The organism is Bradyrhizobium sp. WSM1743 (genome assembly GCF_000473065.1).
Classification (GTDB): Bacteria; Pseudomonadota; Alphaproteobacteria; order Rhizobiales; family Xanthobacteraceae; genus Bradyrhizobium.
Genome location: NZ_AXAZ01000026.1, coordinates 42459 through 58092, shown reverse-complemented (window position 1 = coordinate 58092; position 15634 = coordinate 42459). Strand labels below are relative to the sequence as shown.

At 63.6% G+C, this 15634-nt stretch carries 25 protein-coding genes; all 25 read right to left on the bottom strand.

The genetic code is table 11. The features are described from left to right. Window positions 1-56: 56 nt before the first annotated feature. Window positions 57-866: an adenylate kinase gene (locus tag YU9_RS0117970; RefSeq protein ID WP_027574067.1), complete on the bottom strand. Its 810-nt coding sequence runs from the start codon at window positions 864-866 to the stop codon at window positions 57-59. Between the two features lie 273 nt (window positions 867-1139). Continuing rightward, entirely contained in the window at window positions 1140-2471 is a 1332-nt protein-coding gene (gene secY, locus YU9_RS0117965; protein WP_027574066.1) for a preprotein translocase subunit SecY, read from the bottom strand. 148 nt (window positions 2472-2619) lie between these two features. After that, window positions 2620-3105: a 50S ribosomal protein L15 gene (gene rplO / locus YU9_RS0117960; protein WP_027574065.1), complete on the bottom strand. Its 486-nt coding sequence runs from the start codon at window positions 3103-3105 to the stop codon at window positions 2620-2622. Window positions 3106-3180: 75 nt separating this feature from the next. Next, window positions 3181-3375, bottom strand: coding sequence for a 50S ribosomal protein L30 (gene rpmD / locus YU9_RS0117955; protein WP_027574064.1), 195 nt, complete (start codon window positions 3373-3375; stop codon window positions 3181-3183). Window positions 3376-3400: 25 nt separating this feature from the next. Beyond that, complete coding sequence (rpsE, locus tag YU9_RS0117950; RefSeq protein ID WP_014494507.1) at window positions 3401-3997, bottom strand: 30S ribosomal protein S5; 597 nt, start codon at window positions 3995-3997, stop codon at window positions 3401-3403. Window positions 3998-4044: 47 nt separating this feature from the next. Beyond that, the gene (rplR, locus tag YU9_RS0117945) at window positions 4045-4407 is read right to left on the bottom strand and encodes a 50S ribosomal protein L18 (protein WP_027574063.1); all 363 of its coding nucleotides are present in this window, start codon (window positions 4405-4407) and stop codon (window positions 4045-4047) included. Window positions 4408-4418: 11 nt separating this feature from the next. Further along, on the bottom strand, window positions 4419-4952 hold the full coding sequence (gene rplF, locus YU9_RS0117940) for a 50S ribosomal protein L6 (protein ID WP_027574062.1): 534 nt from the start codon (window positions 4950-4952) through the stop codon (window positions 4419-4421). Window positions 4953-4968: 16 nt separating this feature from the next. Next, window positions 4969-5367 carry a 30S ribosomal protein S8 gene (rpsH, locus tag YU9_RS0117935; RefSeq protein WP_027574061.1) on the bottom strand — a complete coding sequence of 133 codons (399 nt, stop codon included), beginning with the start codon at window positions 5365-5367 and terminating at the stop codon, window positions 4969-4971. 14 nt (window positions 5368-5381) lie between these two features. Further along, a complete protein-coding gene (gene rpsN, locus YU9_RS0117930) occupies window positions 5382-5687 on the bottom strand; it encodes a 30S ribosomal protein S14 (RefSeq protein WP_027574060.1) in 306 nt (101 codons plus the stop codon). 46 nt (window positions 5688-5733) lie between these two features. After that, on the bottom strand, window positions 5734-6291 hold the full coding sequence (gene rplE, locus YU9_RS0117925) for a 50S ribosomal protein L5 (protein WP_036017455.1): 558 nt from the start codon (window positions 6289-6291) through the stop codon (window positions 5734-5736). Then, on the bottom strand, window positions 6284-6598 hold the full coding sequence (rplX, locus tag YU9_RS0117920) for a 50S ribosomal protein L24 (RefSeq protein ID WP_027574058.1): 315 nt from the start codon (window positions 6596-6598) through the stop codon (window positions 6284-6286). The genes rplE and rplX overlap by 8 nt, the downstream gene beginning before the upstream one ends. After that, window positions 6598-6966: a 50S ribosomal protein L14 gene (gene rplN / locus YU9_RS0117915; RefSeq protein WP_007603030.1), complete on the bottom strand. Its 369-nt coding sequence runs from the start codon at window positions 6964-6966 to the stop codon at window positions 6598-6600. The genes rplX and rplN overlap by 1 nt, the downstream gene beginning before the upstream one ends. A gap of 84 nt (window positions 6967-7050) precedes the next feature. Next, on the bottom strand, window positions 7051-7299 hold the full coding sequence (gene rpsQ, locus YU9_RS0117910) for a 30S ribosomal protein S17 (protein ID WP_024342452.1): 249 nt from the start codon (window positions 7297-7299) through the stop codon (window positions 7051-7053). A 13-nt stretch (window positions 7300-7312) separates the two neighbouring features. Continuing rightward, window positions 7313-7519 carry a 50S ribosomal protein L29 gene (rpmC, locus tag YU9_RS0117905; protein WP_011088144.1) on the bottom strand — a complete coding sequence of 69 codons (207 nt, stop codon included), beginning with the start codon at window positions 7517-7519 and terminating at the stop codon, window positions 7313-7315. Between the two features lie 5 nt (window positions 7520-7524). Further along, window positions 7525-7938: a 50S ribosomal protein L16 gene (rplP, locus tag YU9_RS0117900; protein ID WP_008136349.1), complete on the bottom strand. Its 414-nt coding sequence runs from the start codon at window positions 7936-7938 to the stop codon at window positions 7525-7527. Between the two features lie 30 nt (window positions 7939-7968). Then, window positions 7969-8694: a 30S ribosomal protein S3 gene (gene rpsC / locus YU9_RS0117895; protein WP_027574057.1), complete on the bottom strand. Its 726-nt coding sequence runs from the start codon at window positions 8692-8694 to the stop codon at window positions 7969-7971. Window positions 8695-8711: 17 nt separating this feature from the next. Then, window positions 8712-9098: a 50S ribosomal protein L22 gene (gene rplV, locus YU9_RS0117890; RefSeq protein ID WP_008549264.1), complete on the bottom strand. Its 387-nt coding sequence runs from the start codon at window positions 9096-9098 to the stop codon at window positions 8712-8714. A gap of 10 nt (window positions 9099-9108) precedes the next feature. Continuing rightward, complete coding sequence (gene rpsS / locus YU9_RS0117885) at window positions 9109-9387, bottom strand: 30S ribosomal protein S19 (RefSeq protein WP_008136357.1); 279 nt, start codon at window positions 9385-9387, stop codon at window positions 9109-9111. Window positions 9388-9399: 12 nt separating this feature from the next. Then, a complete protein-coding gene (rplB, locus tag YU9_RS0117880; RefSeq protein ID WP_027574056.1) occupies window positions 9400-10233 on the bottom strand; it encodes a 50S ribosomal protein L2 in 834 nt (277 codons plus the stop codon). 12 nt (window positions 10234-10245) lie between these two features. Next, window positions 10246-10548 (bottom strand): 50S ribosomal protein L23, encoded by a 303-nt coding sequence (locus YU9_RS0117875; RefSeq protein WP_025036992.1) that lies wholly within the window; start codon window positions 10546-10548, stop codon window positions 10246-10248. Further along, complete coding sequence (gene rplD, locus YU9_RS0117870) at window positions 10545-11165, bottom strand: 50S ribosomal protein L4 (protein ID WP_027574055.1); 621 nt, start codon at window positions 11163-11165, stop codon at window positions 10545-10547. The genes YU9_RS0117875 and rplD overlap by 4 nt, the downstream gene beginning before the upstream one ends. A 1-nt stretch (window position 11166) precedes the next feature. Continuing rightward, complete coding sequence (gene rplC, locus YU9_RS0117865) at window positions 11167-11880, bottom strand: 50S ribosomal protein L3 (protein ID WP_027574054.1); 714 nt, start codon at window positions 11878-11880, stop codon at window positions 11167-11169. A gap of 52 nt (window positions 11881-11932) precedes the next feature. Continuing rightward, complete coding sequence (gene rpsJ, locus YU9_RS0117860) at window positions 11933-12241, bottom strand: 30S ribosomal protein S10 (protein ID WP_002712302.1); 309 nt, start codon at window positions 12239-12241, stop codon at window positions 11933-11935. An 81-nt stretch (window positions 12242-12322) separates the two neighbouring features. After that, window positions 12323-13513: an elongation factor Tu gene (tuf, locus tag YU9_RS0117855; protein ID WP_027574053.1), complete on the bottom strand. Its 1191-nt coding sequence runs from the start codon at window positions 13511-13513 to the stop codon at window positions 12323-12325. 40 nt (window positions 13514-13553) lie between these two features. Next, window positions 13554-15626 (bottom strand): elongation factor G, encoded by a 2073-nt coding sequence (fusA, locus tag YU9_RS0117850; protein ID WP_027574052.1) that lies wholly within the window; start codon window positions 15624-15626, stop codon window positions 13554-13556. Window positions 15627-15634 lie beyond the last annotated feature (8 nt).

Below are 15634 nucleotides of genomic sequence, written 5' to 3'. Positions count from 1 at the left end.
ATCCGACTTGGATGCGGGGCTTATTAGGGGATTCCGGGGGCTTTCGTCAACCGCTGCTAGCGCTTGGCTCGCTTTTTCGTGACCTTTTTTGCGGCCTTTTTGGCACCCTTTTTGACGGCCTTCTTGGCCGCCTTCTTCGCGGCCTTTTTGGCGGTTTTGGCCGATTTGGCAGCCTTTTTGGCTGCCTTCGCCGGCTTTTGGGCCGACTTCTTCGCCGCCTTGGTCTTTTTGGCCGGGCCCGACTTGGCTGCGCTTCGGGCATGCGTCTTGGGCTCGACCGCCCCCAGCGCCAGGAGCTGGCGGTGGATGGCGCGGGTGACCTCCTCGATGGCCATCATGCCGTCGATGGTCGAGAGCTTCCGACGCTCGGAATAGTAGTGAATCAGCGGTTCCGTCTGGCTGCGGTAGCTGGCAAGCCGCTTGGTCAGGACCTCCGGGGTGTCGTCGAGCCGGACCTCCTCGCCCCGCTCCCGCATCTGGGCAACGCGAGTCTCGACGCGGCTCAGCAATGCGCTCTCGTTGACGCGGAGTTCGATCACGGCGTCGAGCTTGAGATGCTTGCGCTTGAGCAACTGGTCCAACGCCTCGGCCTGCGGCACGGTGCGCGGGAAACCATCGAGGATGAAACCGTTCTTGGCGTCGGGCTGGTCGATGCGGTCGGAGATGATTCCCACCACGACGTCGTCTGGCACGAGGGCGCCGCTGGCCATGATCTCCTTGGCCTTCAGCCCGACCGGCGTTCCCGCCGCAACGGCGGCACGCAGCATCTCGCCGGTCGAGAGCTGGACGATGCCATAGCGCTGCACCAAGAGCTGGGCCTGAGTCCCCTTGCCCGACCCCGGCGGTCCCAGAAGTATGATTCTCATCGGCGTACGCCCCCCCGGATTGGTGAGCGATACGTCGCGCACCTGTGTTTGAAGATCGAGAACAGTGCAAACCACAATCGGCTGCGCACCGCTACCCATATCATAGGTGAGCGAATGCCCGGACGCCAAGAAGGCCTTTGAAATCAGTGATTGCGCCGCGCTAGGAGCAGCTCTGCCGATGCAACCGGATGGCTCGCTGGTCGCATCCGGCGGCACCGCGCGCTCTTCACGCCGCGAATCGGCGGCGCATTGGCGCCGCCCGAGAGGATGCGTTTAGCGGCGGCGGCCGCGCAGCTTCGACTTGCGGATCAGGCCTTCGTACTGATGGGCCAGCAGATAGCCCTGGACCTGAGCCACCGTATCCATCGTGACGCTGACGACGATCAGCAGCGAGGTGCCGCCGAAGTAGAACGGCACCGAGGCATAGGAGATCAGGATCTCGGGGATCAAGCAGACGATCGCCAGATAAATCGCGCCTAACACGGTGATGCGCGACAGCACGTAGTCAATATATTCGGCGGTGCGCTCGCCCGGACGGATGCCCGGAATGAAGCCGCCATGCTTCTTCAGATTGTCCGCGGTCTCGGTCGGGTTGAACACGATCGCAGTGTAGAAGAAGGCGAAGAACACGATCAGCGCCAGATACATGATCAGGAACAGCGGGCGGCCATGGCCGAGCTGGGTGGTGATCCACTGGAACCACTCCGGCCCGCTGCCCGCGTTGAAGTTCGCAACCGTCGTCGGCAGCAGCAGCAGCGAGGACGCGAAGATCGGCGGGATCACGCCGGAGGTGTTGAGCTTGAGCGGCAGATGCGAGGACTGGCCTTCGAACATCTTGTTGCCGACCTGGCGCTTCGGATACTGGATCAAGAGCCGGCGCTGCGCGCGCTCCATGAACACGATGAAGGCGATCACGGCGACGGCCATGATGATGACGACCAGGATCAGGCCGGTCGACATCGCGCCCTGACGGCCGAGCTCGAGCATGTTTGCGAGCGCCGCGGGCAGCTCGGCGACGATGCCGGCGAGAATGATCAGCGAGATGCCGTTGCCGATGCCGCGCGAGGTGATCTGCTCGCCCAGCCACATCAGGAACATGGTGCCGCCGGTCAGCGTGATCGCCGTGGACAGGCGAAAGAACATGCCGGGCTCGCTGACGACGTTGCCGGCGCCTTCGAGACCCACAGCGATGCCGTAGGACTGGAACGCGGCCAGGATCACGGTCAGATAGCGGGTGTACTGGTTCAGCGTCTTGCGGCCGGCCTCACCCTCTTTCTTCAGCGCCTCGAGCTGCGGCGAGACGGTGGTCAGGAGCTGGATGATGATCGAGGCGGAGATATACGGCATGATGTTCAGCGCGAAGATCGCCATGCGGTGGATGCCGCCGCCGGCGAACATGTTGAACATGCCGAGGATGCCGCCCGCCTGGGAGCGGAACACCTGCTCCCAGATGTTGGGATCGATGCCGGGCAGCGGGATGTAGGTCCCGAGCCGATAAACGAGCAGCGCACCCAGGGTGAACCAGATGCGCTTCTTCAGTTCGTCGGCCTTGGCAAACGCGCCGAAATTGAGATTGGCTGCCAGTTGTTCCGCTGCAGAGACCATCTTGGACTTTCTCCCGCCGCCTGTTGCGCCGTCATGCCCGCGGCCGGGCTAGTTTAGCGGACGCCGAACATTATCTGGGGCTCGGCTTCGATAAGTCCACGTCCCGCATGCGTAAAGGCCCGCGCGCCGCGGGCCAATGACGCAGTTGTTACGCCGCCTCGCCTTCTTCCGTAGGCTGGGCGAGGATCTTCACCGAGCCGCCGGCCTTCTCGACCGCGGCGATCGCGGTCTTGCTGGCGCCGTGCACTTCGATGTTGAGCTTGGACTTGAGCTCGCCGCGGCCGAGCAGCCGCAGGCCGGCCTTGGCGCGGCGCAGCACGCCGCCCTTCACCAGGGCCTCGACGTTCACGACGCTGCCGGCGTCGATCTTCTTGGCATCGACCGCGTCCTGGAGCCGGTCGAGATTGATCTCGGCGAACTCGACGCGGAAGATGTTGTTGAAGCCGCGCTTGGGCAGACGGCGATGCATCGGCATCTGGCCGCCTTCGAAACCCTTGATACGCACGCCCGAACGCGCGGTCTGGCCCTTGCCGCCGCGGCCGGACTGCTTGCCCTTGCCGGAACCGATGCCGCGGCCGACGCGCATACGCTTTTTACGCGAGCCGGCGTTGTCGGCGATATCGCTGAGCTTCATCGCCCTTCTCCTTGTGTCTTGCGCACGATCTTCACCGAAAACCGCTTCCCGCTTTTCGGGATCGTGCGCCTTTGCTTACTTCTCGTCGACGATGCGGACGAGATGGTGAACCTTCTCGATCATGCCGCGGACCGCCGGGGTATCCGGCAGTTCGCTGGTACGGCCGATCTTGTTGAGCTTGAGCCCGATCAGGGTCGAGCGCTGCGAGTGATGGCGGCGGATCGCGCTGCCGGTCTGCTCGACCTTGATCGTCTTTGCGGCCTTGGCCATGGGAGTCTACTCCGAAAAGCTTCCGTTAGTCGGCGGCCGCCTCGGCATCGCCGCCGATACGACGGGACTGGAGGGTGGACACCTTGATGTTGCGGCGGGCTGCGACCGAACGCGGCGAATCCTGATGCTTCAGCGCGTCGAAGGTCGCCCGCACCATGTTGTACGGGTTCGACGAGCCGATCGACTTCGCCACCACGTCCTGGACGCCGAGCGTCTCGAACACGGCGCGCATCGGGCCGCCGGCGATGATGCCGGTACCGGCCGGAGCTGCGCGCAGGTAGACACGGCCCGCACCATGACGGCCGGCAATGTCGTGATGGAGCGTGCGGCCCTCGCGCAGCGAGACGCGCGTCAGGTTGCGCTTGGCGGACTCGGTCGCCTTGCGGATCGCCTCAGGCACTTCGCGCGCCTTGCCGTGACCGAAGCCGGCGCGGCCCTTCTGGTCGCCGATCACGACCAGCGCTGCGAAACCGAAGCGCTTGCCGCCCTTGACGACCTTGGCCACGCGGTTGATGTGGACGAGCTTGTCGACGAACTCGCTGTCGCGCTCCTCGCGCTCCCTGCGTTCACGTCCGCCGCCGCGTTGATCGCGTCCACCACGTTGTTCGCGTTCAGCTGCCATGGTTTTTCCAATCCTTCAGAGGCTTACGCCTCAATCCTCAAATTCTGTTAGAAGCTCAGCCCGCTCTCACGCGCCGCGTCGGCAAGAGCCTTGACGCGCCCGTGGTAGAGATAGCTGCCGCGATCGAACACGACTTCCTTGACGCCCTTCTCGGCGGCGCGCTGGGCCAGCAGCTTGCCGACCGCCTTCGCCGCATCGATGTCGGCGCCGGTCTTGCCGCCGTCGCGCATCGCCTTCTCGAGCGAAGAGGCAGAGGCCAGCGTCTCGCCCTTCAGGTCGTCGATGACCTGGGCGTAGATGTGCTTGGACGAGCGGAACACCGACAGACGCGGACGACCACCACCGGAGCGGCGCAGCTTCAGCCGCACACTCCGCTTGCGCCGGGCATTCGTAACCTTGGCTTTGGACATGACCGGCTCCGTTACTTCTTCTTGCCTTCCTTGCGGAAGATGAATTCGCCAACATACTTCACGCCCTTGCCCTTGTAGGGCTCCGGCGGGCGATAGGCGCGGATCTCGGCCGCAACCTGGCCGACGCGCTGGATGTCGCTACCCGACACCGTGATTTCGGTCGGCTTCGGCACGGCGATCGTGATCCCTTCCGGGATCTGGTAGATCACGTCGTGGCTGTAGCCGAGCGCGAGCTGCAGGTTCTTGCCCTGCATCGCGGCGCGGTAACCGACGCCGGTGATCTCGAGCTTCTTCTCGAAGCCCTTGGTGACGCCTTCGACCAGATTCGCGACCTGGGCGCGAGCGGTGCCGTACAGCGCCCGCGCGCGGTTGGTCTCGGCCCGCGGCTTGACCTTGACCTGGCCGTTCTCGAGCTTCACCTCGACGTCGTCGTGGACGATGAACTGAAGCTGGCCCTTCGGACCCTTCATCTTGACGGTCTGGCCGTCGACGGTCGCGGTAACGCCCGACGGCACCGCCACAGGCTTTTTGCCAACACGTGACATGGATCGAAAATCCTTCTCAGAACACCGTGAAGAGGACTTCACCGCCCACATTCGCGTCGCGCGCGCTGTGGTCGGCCATGATCCCCTTCGGCGTCGACAACACCGAAATGCCGAGACCGTTATTCACCCGCGGCAGGTTCTTCACCGAGGCGTAGACGCGGCGCCCAGGCTTGGAAACGCGTTCAATCTCGCGGATGACGGGCTCGCCGTCGAAATACTTCAGCTCGATCTCGATCTCGCTGCGGCCCGAGGGATGCTCGAGCGTGGCGTAACCGCGGATGTAGCCCTCGGTCTTCAGCACCTCGAGCACGTTCTCGCGCATCTTCGAGCCAGGCGTGGAGACCTTGCTCTTGGAGCGCATCTGCGCGTTGCGGATGCGGGTGATCAGATCGCTGATTGGATCGTGCGTAGACATCTAAACGACCCTCCTTACCAGCTGGACTTCACAAGGCCCGGGACCATGCCCTTGGAGCCAAGGTCGCGCAGCGCGATACGGGACAGCTTGTTCTTGCGATAGTTCGAGCGCGGGCGGCCCGACAGCTCGCAGCGCAGGCGGATACGGGTCGCCGACGAGTTGCGCGGCATCTCCGCCAGCTTCAACGTCGCGGCGAACCGCTCTTCCATCGGCAGCGTCTTGTCGGCGATGATCGTCTTCAACCGCTCGCGCTTGGCGGCGGCGTTCCTCACCATCCGCTTGCGCCGGTTGTTCTTCTCGACTGAACTCTTCTTTGCCATGCTTGGCTCCTGGGTATCCGCGTTTGAGAGGCTCTAGGTCAGCGTCTCACTGCCGGAACGGGAAATTGAAAGCGGTCAACAAGGCCCTCGCCTCTTCGTCGGTCTTGGCCGTGGTGCAGACGGTGATGTCCATACCGCGGGCCTCCGCGACCTTGTCGAAGTCGATCTCGGGGAAAATGATGTGCTCCTTGATGCCGAGCGAGTAGTTGCCGCGGCCGTCGAAGCTCTTCGGGTTCAGGCCGCGGAAGTCGCGGACGCGCGGCAGCGCGACATTCACCAGGCGATCGATGAACTCGTACATGCGCGCCTTGCGCAGCGTGACCTTGCAGCCGATCGGCTGGTTCTCACGCAGCTTGAACGTCGCGATCGCGATACGCGAATAGGTCACGATCGCCTTCTGGCCGGCGATCTGGGTCAGCTCGGCAGCGGCAGTCTCGGCCTTCTTGCGGTCGTTGACGGAATCGCCGACGCCCATGTTCAGCACGACCTTGTCCAGGCGCGGAACCTGCATGACGTTCTCATAACCGAACTTTTCGGTCAGAGCCGTGCGGATCTTCGCGTCATATTCCGCGCGCAGGCGCGGCGTGTAAGCAGCCTCAGCCATCGATCTCAGCTCCCGAGCTCTTGGCGATGCGGACCTTCTTGCCGTCCGCCAGAATCTTGAATCCGATGCGAGTCGGCTTTCCGTCCTTGCCGAGATACGCGATGTTGGACAGTTGGATCGGCGCCTCTTTCGAGATGATGCCGCCCTCCTGCGCCTGCGTCTGCTTCTGGTGACGCTTGACCATATTGATGCCGCGCACCAGCGCGGTACCTGCATCGGGGCGAACCTCGAACACTTCACCGGTGCGGCCCTTGTCGCGGCCGGTCAGCACGACGACCTTGTCGCCCTTGCGGATCTTCGCAGCCATCACAGCACCTCCGGCGCGAGCGAGATGATCTTCATGTGGTTCTTGGCGCGCAGCTCGCGCGGCACGGGCCCGAAGATACGGGTGCCGACCGGCTCGGACTGGTTGTTGATCAGAACGGCGGCGTTGCGGTCGAAGCGGATGACCGAACCGTCGGCGCGGCGGATGTCCTTGCGGACGCGCACCACGACGGCCTTCATCACGTCGCCCTTCTTCACCTTGCCACGCGGAATCGCTTCCTTGATCGACACGACGATGATGTCGCCGATCGTGGCGTAGCGGCGCTTGGAGCCCCCGAGCACCTTGATACACATGACACGGCGTGCGCCAGAATTGTCGGCCACGTCGAGGTTGGTCTGCATCTGAATCATTGATGCACCTCGTCCTCTTTCTCTTTGCGCCAGCCCAGCCGGCGCTCAACATTTCCCTGAAGTCAGTCGGCTAAAGCCAACAGATCAGGCGCTTTTCTTGTGTTCGCCCCGGATCACGACCCAGCGCTTCAACTTCGAAATCGGCTTCGTTTCCTCGATCCACACCATGTCGCCCGGCTTGAACTGGTTGCTCTCGTCGTGCGCGTGGTAGTTCTTCGAACGGCGGATCGTCTTCTTGTAGATCGGGTGCGTGAAGCGGCGGTCGACGCGCACCACGATGGTCTTGGCTTGCTTGTCGCTGACGACCACGCCCTGCAAAGTACGTTTCGGCATCTTCGTAAGCCTCTTACTTCTTCTTCGCGCGCGTCTGCGCGGCGACGGTCTTGATCCGGGCGATGTCACGGCGAGCCTCGCGCAGGCGCGAGGTGTTCTCGAGCTGCCCGGTGGCGCGCTGGAAGCGCAGGTTGAAGCGCTCCTTCTTCAGGTTCAGGATGGCATCATCCTGCTGATCGGGGCTCATCGCGCGGATGTCTTCGATCTTCATCTGGGCCATGGCCATTACTCCGCAATGCGCTCGACGAAGCGCGTCTTGATCGGCAGCTTGGCGGCCGCCAGGGTCAGCGCCTCACGCGCCGTCTGGGTGTTGACGCCGTCGATCTCGAACAGCACCCGGCCCGGCTTGACGCGCGCGACCCACAATTCCGGCGAACCCTTGCCGGAGCCCATGCGGACTTCGGCCGGCTTCTTGGACACCGGAACATCGGGGAACACGCGGATCCAGACACGGCCGGCGCGCTTCATGTGACGGGTTAGCGCGCGACGGGCGGCTTCGATCTGGCGCGCGGTGACGCGCTCAGGCTCGGTCGCCTTCAGGCCGAACTGGCCAAACGCCAACGTCGCGCCCGAAGACGCAACGCCGTGGATGCGGCCCTTATGCGCCTTCCGGAACTTCGTTTTCTTAGGTTGCATCATGGCTTTAAGCCCTCAAATTCCTGTGCTGACTCAGGCCGCGGCCGTATCGCGGCGCTGACGGCCACCACGATCGCTACCACCGCCGGTCTCGCCTTCGGCCATTCTCTTGTCCTGGGCCATCGGATCGTGCTCGAGGATCTCGCCCTTGAAGATCCAGACCTTGACGCCGCAGGTGCCGAAGGTCGTGAACGCGGTCGCAACGCCGTAGTCGATGTCGGCACGCAGCGTGTGCAGCGGCACGCGACCTTCGCGGTACCACTCCATGCGCGCGATTTCCGCACCGCCGAGACGCCCCGAGCAGTTGATGCGGATGCCCTCCGCGCCGAGTCGCATCGCCGACTGCACGGCGCGCTTCATGGCACGGCGGAACGCCACGCGGCGCTCGAGCTGTTGCGCGATAGATTCGGCCACCAGCGTCGCATCGAGCTCCGGCTTGCGGATCTCGACGATGTTGATGACGACGTCGGACGAGGTGATGTCCGCGACCTTCTTGCGCAGCTTGTCGATGTCCGCGCCCTTCTTGCCGATCACCACGCCCGGACGGGCCGAGTGGATGGTGACGCGGCACTTCTTGTGCGGACGCTCGATCACGATGCGGGCGACGGCCGCCTGCTTGAGCTCCTTGTGCAGGATCTCACGGATCTTGACGTCCTCGTGCAACAGCTTGCCGTATTCCTGCTTGCCGGCGAACCAGCGGGAATCCCAGGTCCGGTTGATGCCGAGACGCAGACCGATCGGATTGATCTTTTGACCCATCGTGTTCTCCTGCGCCCTTAAGCGGCGGCTTCAGCTTCGACCTGACGAACGATGATCGTCAGCTGCGAAAACGGTTTGTAGACACGGCCCGAGCGGCCGCGGCCGCGAGCGGCAAAGCGCTTCATCACGAGGCCGTTGCCGACGAAGGCCTGCGCCACGACGAGATCGTCGACGTCGAGATCGTGGTTGTTCTCGGCGTTGGCGATAGCCGATTCCAGGCACTTCTTCACGTCGACCGCGATCCGCTTGCGCGAAAACTGCAGGTCGGCGAGCGCGGCAGACGCCTTCCGGCCGCGAATGAGCTGGGCGACCAGGTTGAGCTTCTGCGGGCTCACCCGCAGCATCCGGGCGACCGCCTTGGCCTCGTTGTCGGCGAGGCTCCGTTCGCGCTTAGGTTTGCTCATCGTTTAATCCTCAAGCCTTCTTGGCTTTCTTGTCGCCGGAGTGGCCGTGGAAGGTCCGGGTCGGCGAGAACTCGCCGAACTTGTGACCGACCATTTCCTCGTTGACGGCCACCGGCACGTGCTTCTGACCGTTGTAGACGCCGAAGGTCAGGCCGACGAACTGCGGCAGGATCGTCGAGCGACGGCTCCAGATCTTGATGACGTCGTGACGGCCGGACGCGCGCGCGGCATCTGCCTTCTTGAGCAGAGAACCCTCGACGAACGGGCCTTTCCAGACTGAACGAACCATGTCCGGCGTTCCTTACTTCTTCCGCTTGTGGCGGCTTAGGAGAATGAATTTGTTGGTCGACTTGTTGGTACGGGTCTTCTTGCCCTTGGTCGGCTTGCCCCACGGAGTGACCGGGTGACGACCGCCCGAGGTACGACCTTCACCACCGCCGTGCGGATGGTCGATCGGGTTCATCGCGACACCGCGGTTGTGCGGCCTGCGGCCCATCCAACGCTTGCGACCGGCCTTGCCGATCGAGGTGTTCATGTGATCCGGGTTCGACACCGCGCCGATCGTGCCGCGGCAACGGCCGTGCACCAGGCGCTGCTCGCCCGAGTTCAGGCGGATGATCACGTAGTCCTGGTCGCGACCGACGAGCTGGGCATAGGTGCCGGCGGAACGGGCGAGCTGGCCACCCTTCCCGATCTTGACCTCGATGTTGTGGATGATCGTGCCGACCGGCATGTTGCCGAGCGGCATGACGTTGCCCGGCTTCACGTCGACATAGTTGCCGGCGATGATGGTGTCACCCACGGCCAGGCGCTGCGGCGCCAGGATGTAGGCCTGCTCGCCGTCCTGATACTTGATCAGCGCGATGAAGCCGGTGCGGTTCGGATCATACTCCAGCCGCTCGACGGTCGCGGGAACGTCGATCTTCTCGCGCTTGAAGTCGACGGTGCGCAGCGTCTGCTTGTGACCGCCACCGCGGAAACGCACGGTGATACGGCCGGTGTTGTTGCGGCCGCCCGAGGACTTCTTGCCCTCGGTGAGCGCCTTGAGCGGCTTGCCCTTGTACAGGGCCGAACGATCGACCATGACCAGCTGGCGCTGGCCCGGCGTCGTGGGATTGAATGTCTTCAGTGCCATCGTCGTACGACCTTACAGACCGGTGGTGACGTCGATCCGGTGACCCTCTTCGAGGGTCACGATCGCGCGTTTGCTGTTCGACTGCGAGCCGATGGTGCCGCGGAAGGCCTTGACCTTGCCCTTGCGGACCAGCGTGTTGACGCTCTTGACCTTGACGTCGAACAGCTTCTCGATCGCTTCCTTGATCTGCGGCTTGGTCGCCTTGGCGGCCACCTTGAACAGCACCTTGTTGTGCTCCGAGGCGATCGTCGCCTTTTCGGTCACGACCGGCGACAGGATCACGTCGTAGTGGCGAGGCTCGATGTTCTTGCTCATTTGAAGCGCGCCTCCAGCGCATCGATGGCGGCCTTGGTCAGAACGAGCTTCTGACGGCGCAGGATGTCATAGACGTTGATGCCCTGGATCGGCAGCACGTCCACGTTCGGAATGTTGCGGGCCGCGGCGGCAAAACCGTTGTTGAGCTCGGCGCCGTCGATGATCAGCGCATTGGTGAGCCCGAGGCCCGAGAAGTGACCGAGCAACGCCTTGGTCTTGGCAGTCTCGAGCGCGGCCTTCTCGATCACGACGAGATCGCCGTCCTTGGCTTTGGCCGAGAGCGCATGCTTGAGCGCCAGGGCGCGGACCTTCTTCGGCAGGTCGGTGGCGTGCGAACGCACCACCGGACCGAAGGCGCGGCCGCCGCCACGGAACTGCGGCACGCGAGCCGAGCCGTGACGAGCACCGCCGGTGCCCTTCTGCTTGTACATCTTCTTGCCGGTGCGCCAGATTTCGGCGCGGCCCTTGGCCTTGTGCGTGCCGGCCTGGCGCTTGTTGAGCTGCCACTGCACGCAGCGCGCGATGATGTCCTCGCGCGGTTCCAGGCCGAAAATGGCGTCGGAGAGCTGGACCGAGCCGGCTTCCTTACCTTCGAGAGTGGTGACCTTCAATTCCATCTCACGCCTCCTGCGCAGCCGGAGCGGCTTCCGCATCGCCAGCAACCTTGAACTTGCCGGGCTTCGGGGCTTCCTTCGGCAGCGGCTTCTTGACGGCGTCGCGCACGCGGATCCAGCCGCCCTTGGAACCGGGAACGGCGCCTTCGACGAGGATCAGGCCGCGCTCGACATCGGTCTGGACGACGCGAAGGTTGAGCGTGGTGATGCGATCGACACCCATGTGGCCGGGCATCTTCTTGTTCTTCCAGGTCTTGCCGGGGTCCTGACGGCCACCGGTCGAACCGATCGAGCGGTGCGAGATCGACACACCGTGCGTGGCGCGCAGACCGCCGAAGTTCCAGCGCTTCATGCCGCCGGCGAAGCCCTTACCGACCGAGGTGCCAGTGACGTCGACGAACTGGCCGACGACGAAGTGGTCGGCCTGGATCTCGGCGCCGACCGGGATCATGGCATCCGCGGTGACGCGGAATTCCTCGACCCGGCGCTTCGGCTCGACCTTAGCGACCGCGAACTGGCCGCGCTCGGCCTTGGGCATGTAAACGGTCTTGCGGGTGCCAGAACCGAGCTGGAGCGCGACGTAACCGTTCTTCTCTTCGGTGCGGTGGCCTACGACCTGGCAATTGCCGAGCTTCAGCACGGTCACGGGGATATGTTCGCCGGCCTCCGTGAAGACCCGCGTCATCCCGACCTTTTGTGCGATCACTCCGGAGCGCATCGGCTTGCTTCCTGTTCTCTTTGTCCGCTTTTGGCGAACGGGATCCAAAATCTTAGAGCTTGATCTCGACGTCGACACCGGCGGCCAGGTCGAGCTTCATCAAAGCATCGACGGTCTGCGGGGTCGGATCGACGATGTCGAGCAGGCGCTTGTGAGTGCGCATCTCGAACTGTTCGCGGCTCTTCTTGTCGACGTGGGGCGAACGGTTGACGGTGAACTTCTCGATGCGGGTGGGCAGCGGAATGGGTCCGCGGACCTGCGCGCCGGTGCGCTTCGCCGTGTTCACGATCTCACGGGTCGACGTATCGAGGATACGATGGTCGAACGCCTTGAGACGGATACGAATGTTTTGGCCGTTCATTGCCGTGGTCTCTCTTCAGTGGGTGGCGAATAGCGAATAGCGAATGTCACCATTCGCTACTCGCCGTCCCTTTTCTCGTAATTACTCGATGATCGAGGCGACGACGCCGGCGCCGACGGTGCGGCCGCCTTCGCGGATCGCGAAGCGGAGCTTCTCTTCCATCGCGATCGGCACGATCAGGTGCACTTCCATCGCGATGTTGTCGCCCGGCATCACCATCTCGGTACCTTCCGGCAGGTGCACGACACCGGTCACGTCGGTGGTGCGGAAGTAGAACTGCGGACGGTAGTTGGTGAAGAACGGGGTGTGGCGACCGCCCTCTTCCTTGGTGAGGATGTAGGCCTCAGCCTTGAACTTGGTGTGCGGCTTGACCGAACCCGGCTTGGCCAGAACCTGGCCGCGCTCGACGTCCTCGCGCTTGGTGCCGCGGAGCAGCGCGCCGATGTTGTCGCCGGCCTGGCCCTGGTCGAGCAGCTTGCGGAACATTTCGACGCCGGTGACGGTGGTCTTCTGGGTCGCACGCAGACCGACGATCTCGATTTCCTCGCCGACCTTGACGACGCCGCGCTCGACACGGCCGGTCACGACGGTGCCGCGGCCCGAGATCGAGAACACGTCTTCAACCGGCATCAGGAACGGCTGGTCGATCGGACGCTCCGGCTGCGGGATGTACTCGTCGACGTTGCGCATCAGCTCGAGGATGGCGTCGTGGCCGAGCTTCTTGTCGGAGTCTTCGAGAGCGGCAAGCGCCGAACCCTTGATAATCGGGATCTTGTCGCCGGGGAATTCGTACTTCGAGAGCAGCTCGCGGACTTCGAGCTCGACGAGCTCGAGCAGCTCCGGATCGTCGACCATGTCGCACTTGTTGAGGAACACGACGAGCGCGGGCACGCCGACCTGGCGGGCGAGCAGAATGTGCTCGCGGGTCTGCGGCATCGGGCCGTCAGCGGCCGACACGACCAGGATCGCACCGTCCATCTGGGCGGCGCCGGTGATCATGTTCTTGACGTAGTCGGCGTGGCCGGGGCAGTCGACGTGGGCGTAGTGGCGGTTCGTGGTCTCGTACTCGACGTGCGCGGTCGAGATGGTGATGCCGCGCGCCTTCTCTTCCGGCGCCTTGTCGATCTGATCGTACGCCGTGAACGTCGCACCGCCGGTCTCGGCGAGGATCTTGGTGATCGCCGCAGTCAGCGACGTCTTGCCATGGTCGACGTGACCGATGGTGCCGATGTTGCAGTGCGGCTTGGTACGTTCAAACTTTGCTTTGGCCATTTGACTCTCCGTTCAATCGTCGGTTTGAGACCGACGACAATCAGGCAAACTTCTTCTGGACTTCTGCCGACACGTTGGCCGGCGCTTCTGCGTAGTGATCGAACTGCATGGTGAAGGTCGCGCGCCCCTGGCTCATCGAGCGCAGGTTATTCACGTAACCGAACATGTTCATGAGCGGCACCATCGCGTTGATGACGTTGGCGTTGCCGCGCATGTCCTGACCCTGGATCTGACCGCGCCGGGAATTCAGGTCGCCGATGACCGAGCCGGTGTAGTCTTCCGGGGTCACCACTTCGACCTTCATGATCGGCTCGAGCAGGACGGACTTGCCCATCTGCAGCGCTTCGCGGAAGCAGGCGCGCGAAGCGATTTCGAAGGCGAGCGCCGACGAGTCGACGTCGTGATACTTGCCGTCGACGAGCTGCACCTTGACGTCGACCACGGGGAAGCCCGCGACCACGCCGGACGACAGCACGCTCTCCAGGCCCTTCTCGACGCCGGGGATGTATTCCTTCGGCACCGCACCGCCGACGATCTTCGATTCGAACTCGAAGCCCTTGCCGGGCTCGTTCGGCTCGACGATGAACGACACGGCCGCGAACTGGCCGGTACCGCCGGTCTGCTTCTTGTGGGTGTAGCTGTGCTCCACCCGCTTGGTGATGCGCTCACGGAACGCGACCTGCGGTGCACCGATGTTGGCGTCGACCTTGTAGGTGCGCTTGAGGATGTCGACCTTGATGTCGAGATGGAGTTCGCCCATGCCCTTGAGGATGGTCTGGCCGGACTCATGGTCGGTCGACACGCGGAAGGACGGATCCTCCGCGGCGAGCTTGGCCAGCGCCACACCCAGCTTCTCCTGGTCGGCCTTGGACTTCGGCTCGATCGCGATCTCGATGACCGGCTCGGGGAACTCCATCTTCTCGAGGATGACCTGGTGGTCGGGATCGCACAGCGTGTCACCGGTGCGCGCTTCCTTCAGGCCGGCCAGCGCGACGATGTCGCCGGCATAGGCTTCCTTGATGTCCTCGCGGTTGTTCGCATGCATCAACAGCATGCGCCCGATGCGCTCCTTCTTCTCGCGGGTCGAGTTCACGACGCCGGTACCGCTCTGCAGAACGCCGGAGTAGATGCGGCAGAAGGTGATGGTGCCGACGAACGGGTCGTCCATGATCTTGAACGCGAGCAGCGCCAGCGGCTCCTTGTCGTCCGCCTTGCGCACGACCTCGTTGCCCTTGTCGTCGGTGCCCTTGATCGCGGGCACGTCGAGCGGCGACGGCAAATAGTCGACGACGGCATCGAGCAGCGGCTGCACACCCTTGTTCTTGAAGGCCGAGCCGCACAGCACGGGATAGAACGCGCCGGTCAGCACTGCCTTGCGGATCAGCTTCTTCAGCGTCGCCTCATCCGGCTCCTTGCCATCGAGATAGGCGGCCATGGCGTCGTCGTCGAGCTCGACGGCGGCCTCCACCATCTTCTCGCGGTATTCCTTGGCCTGGTCGACGAGATCTTCCGGAATGTCGACATAGTCGAACTTCGCGCCGAGCGATTCATCGTTCCAGACGACGCCCTTCATCTTCACGAGGTCGACGAGACCCTTGAAGTTGTTCTCGGCACCGATCGGCAGCTGGATCGCGACGGGCTTGGCGCCCAGACGATCGACGATGTCCGACAGACACTTGAAGAAGTCGGCACCGATCTTGTCCATCTTGTTGGCGAAGACGATGCGCGGAACCTTGTACTTGTCGCCCTGGCGCCAGACGGTCTCGGTCTGAGGCTCTACGCCCTGGTTGGAGTCGAGCACGCAGACGGCGCCGTCGAGCACGCGCAAGCTGCGCTCGACCTCGATGGTGAAATCGACGTGGCCGGGGGTGTCGATGATGTTCAGGCGCTTGCCGTTCCAGAAGGCGGTGGTCGCAGCCGAGGTGATCGTGATGCCACGCTCCTGCTCCTGCTCCATCCAGTCCATCGTCGCGGCACCTTCGTGCACTTCGCCGATCTTGTGGCTCTTGCCGGTATAATAGAGGATGCGCTCGGTCGTCGTCGTCTTGCCGGCGTCGATATGCGCCATGATACCGAAGTTACGGTAGTCCTCGATGGCATGTTGGCGGGGCATGAGGTGTT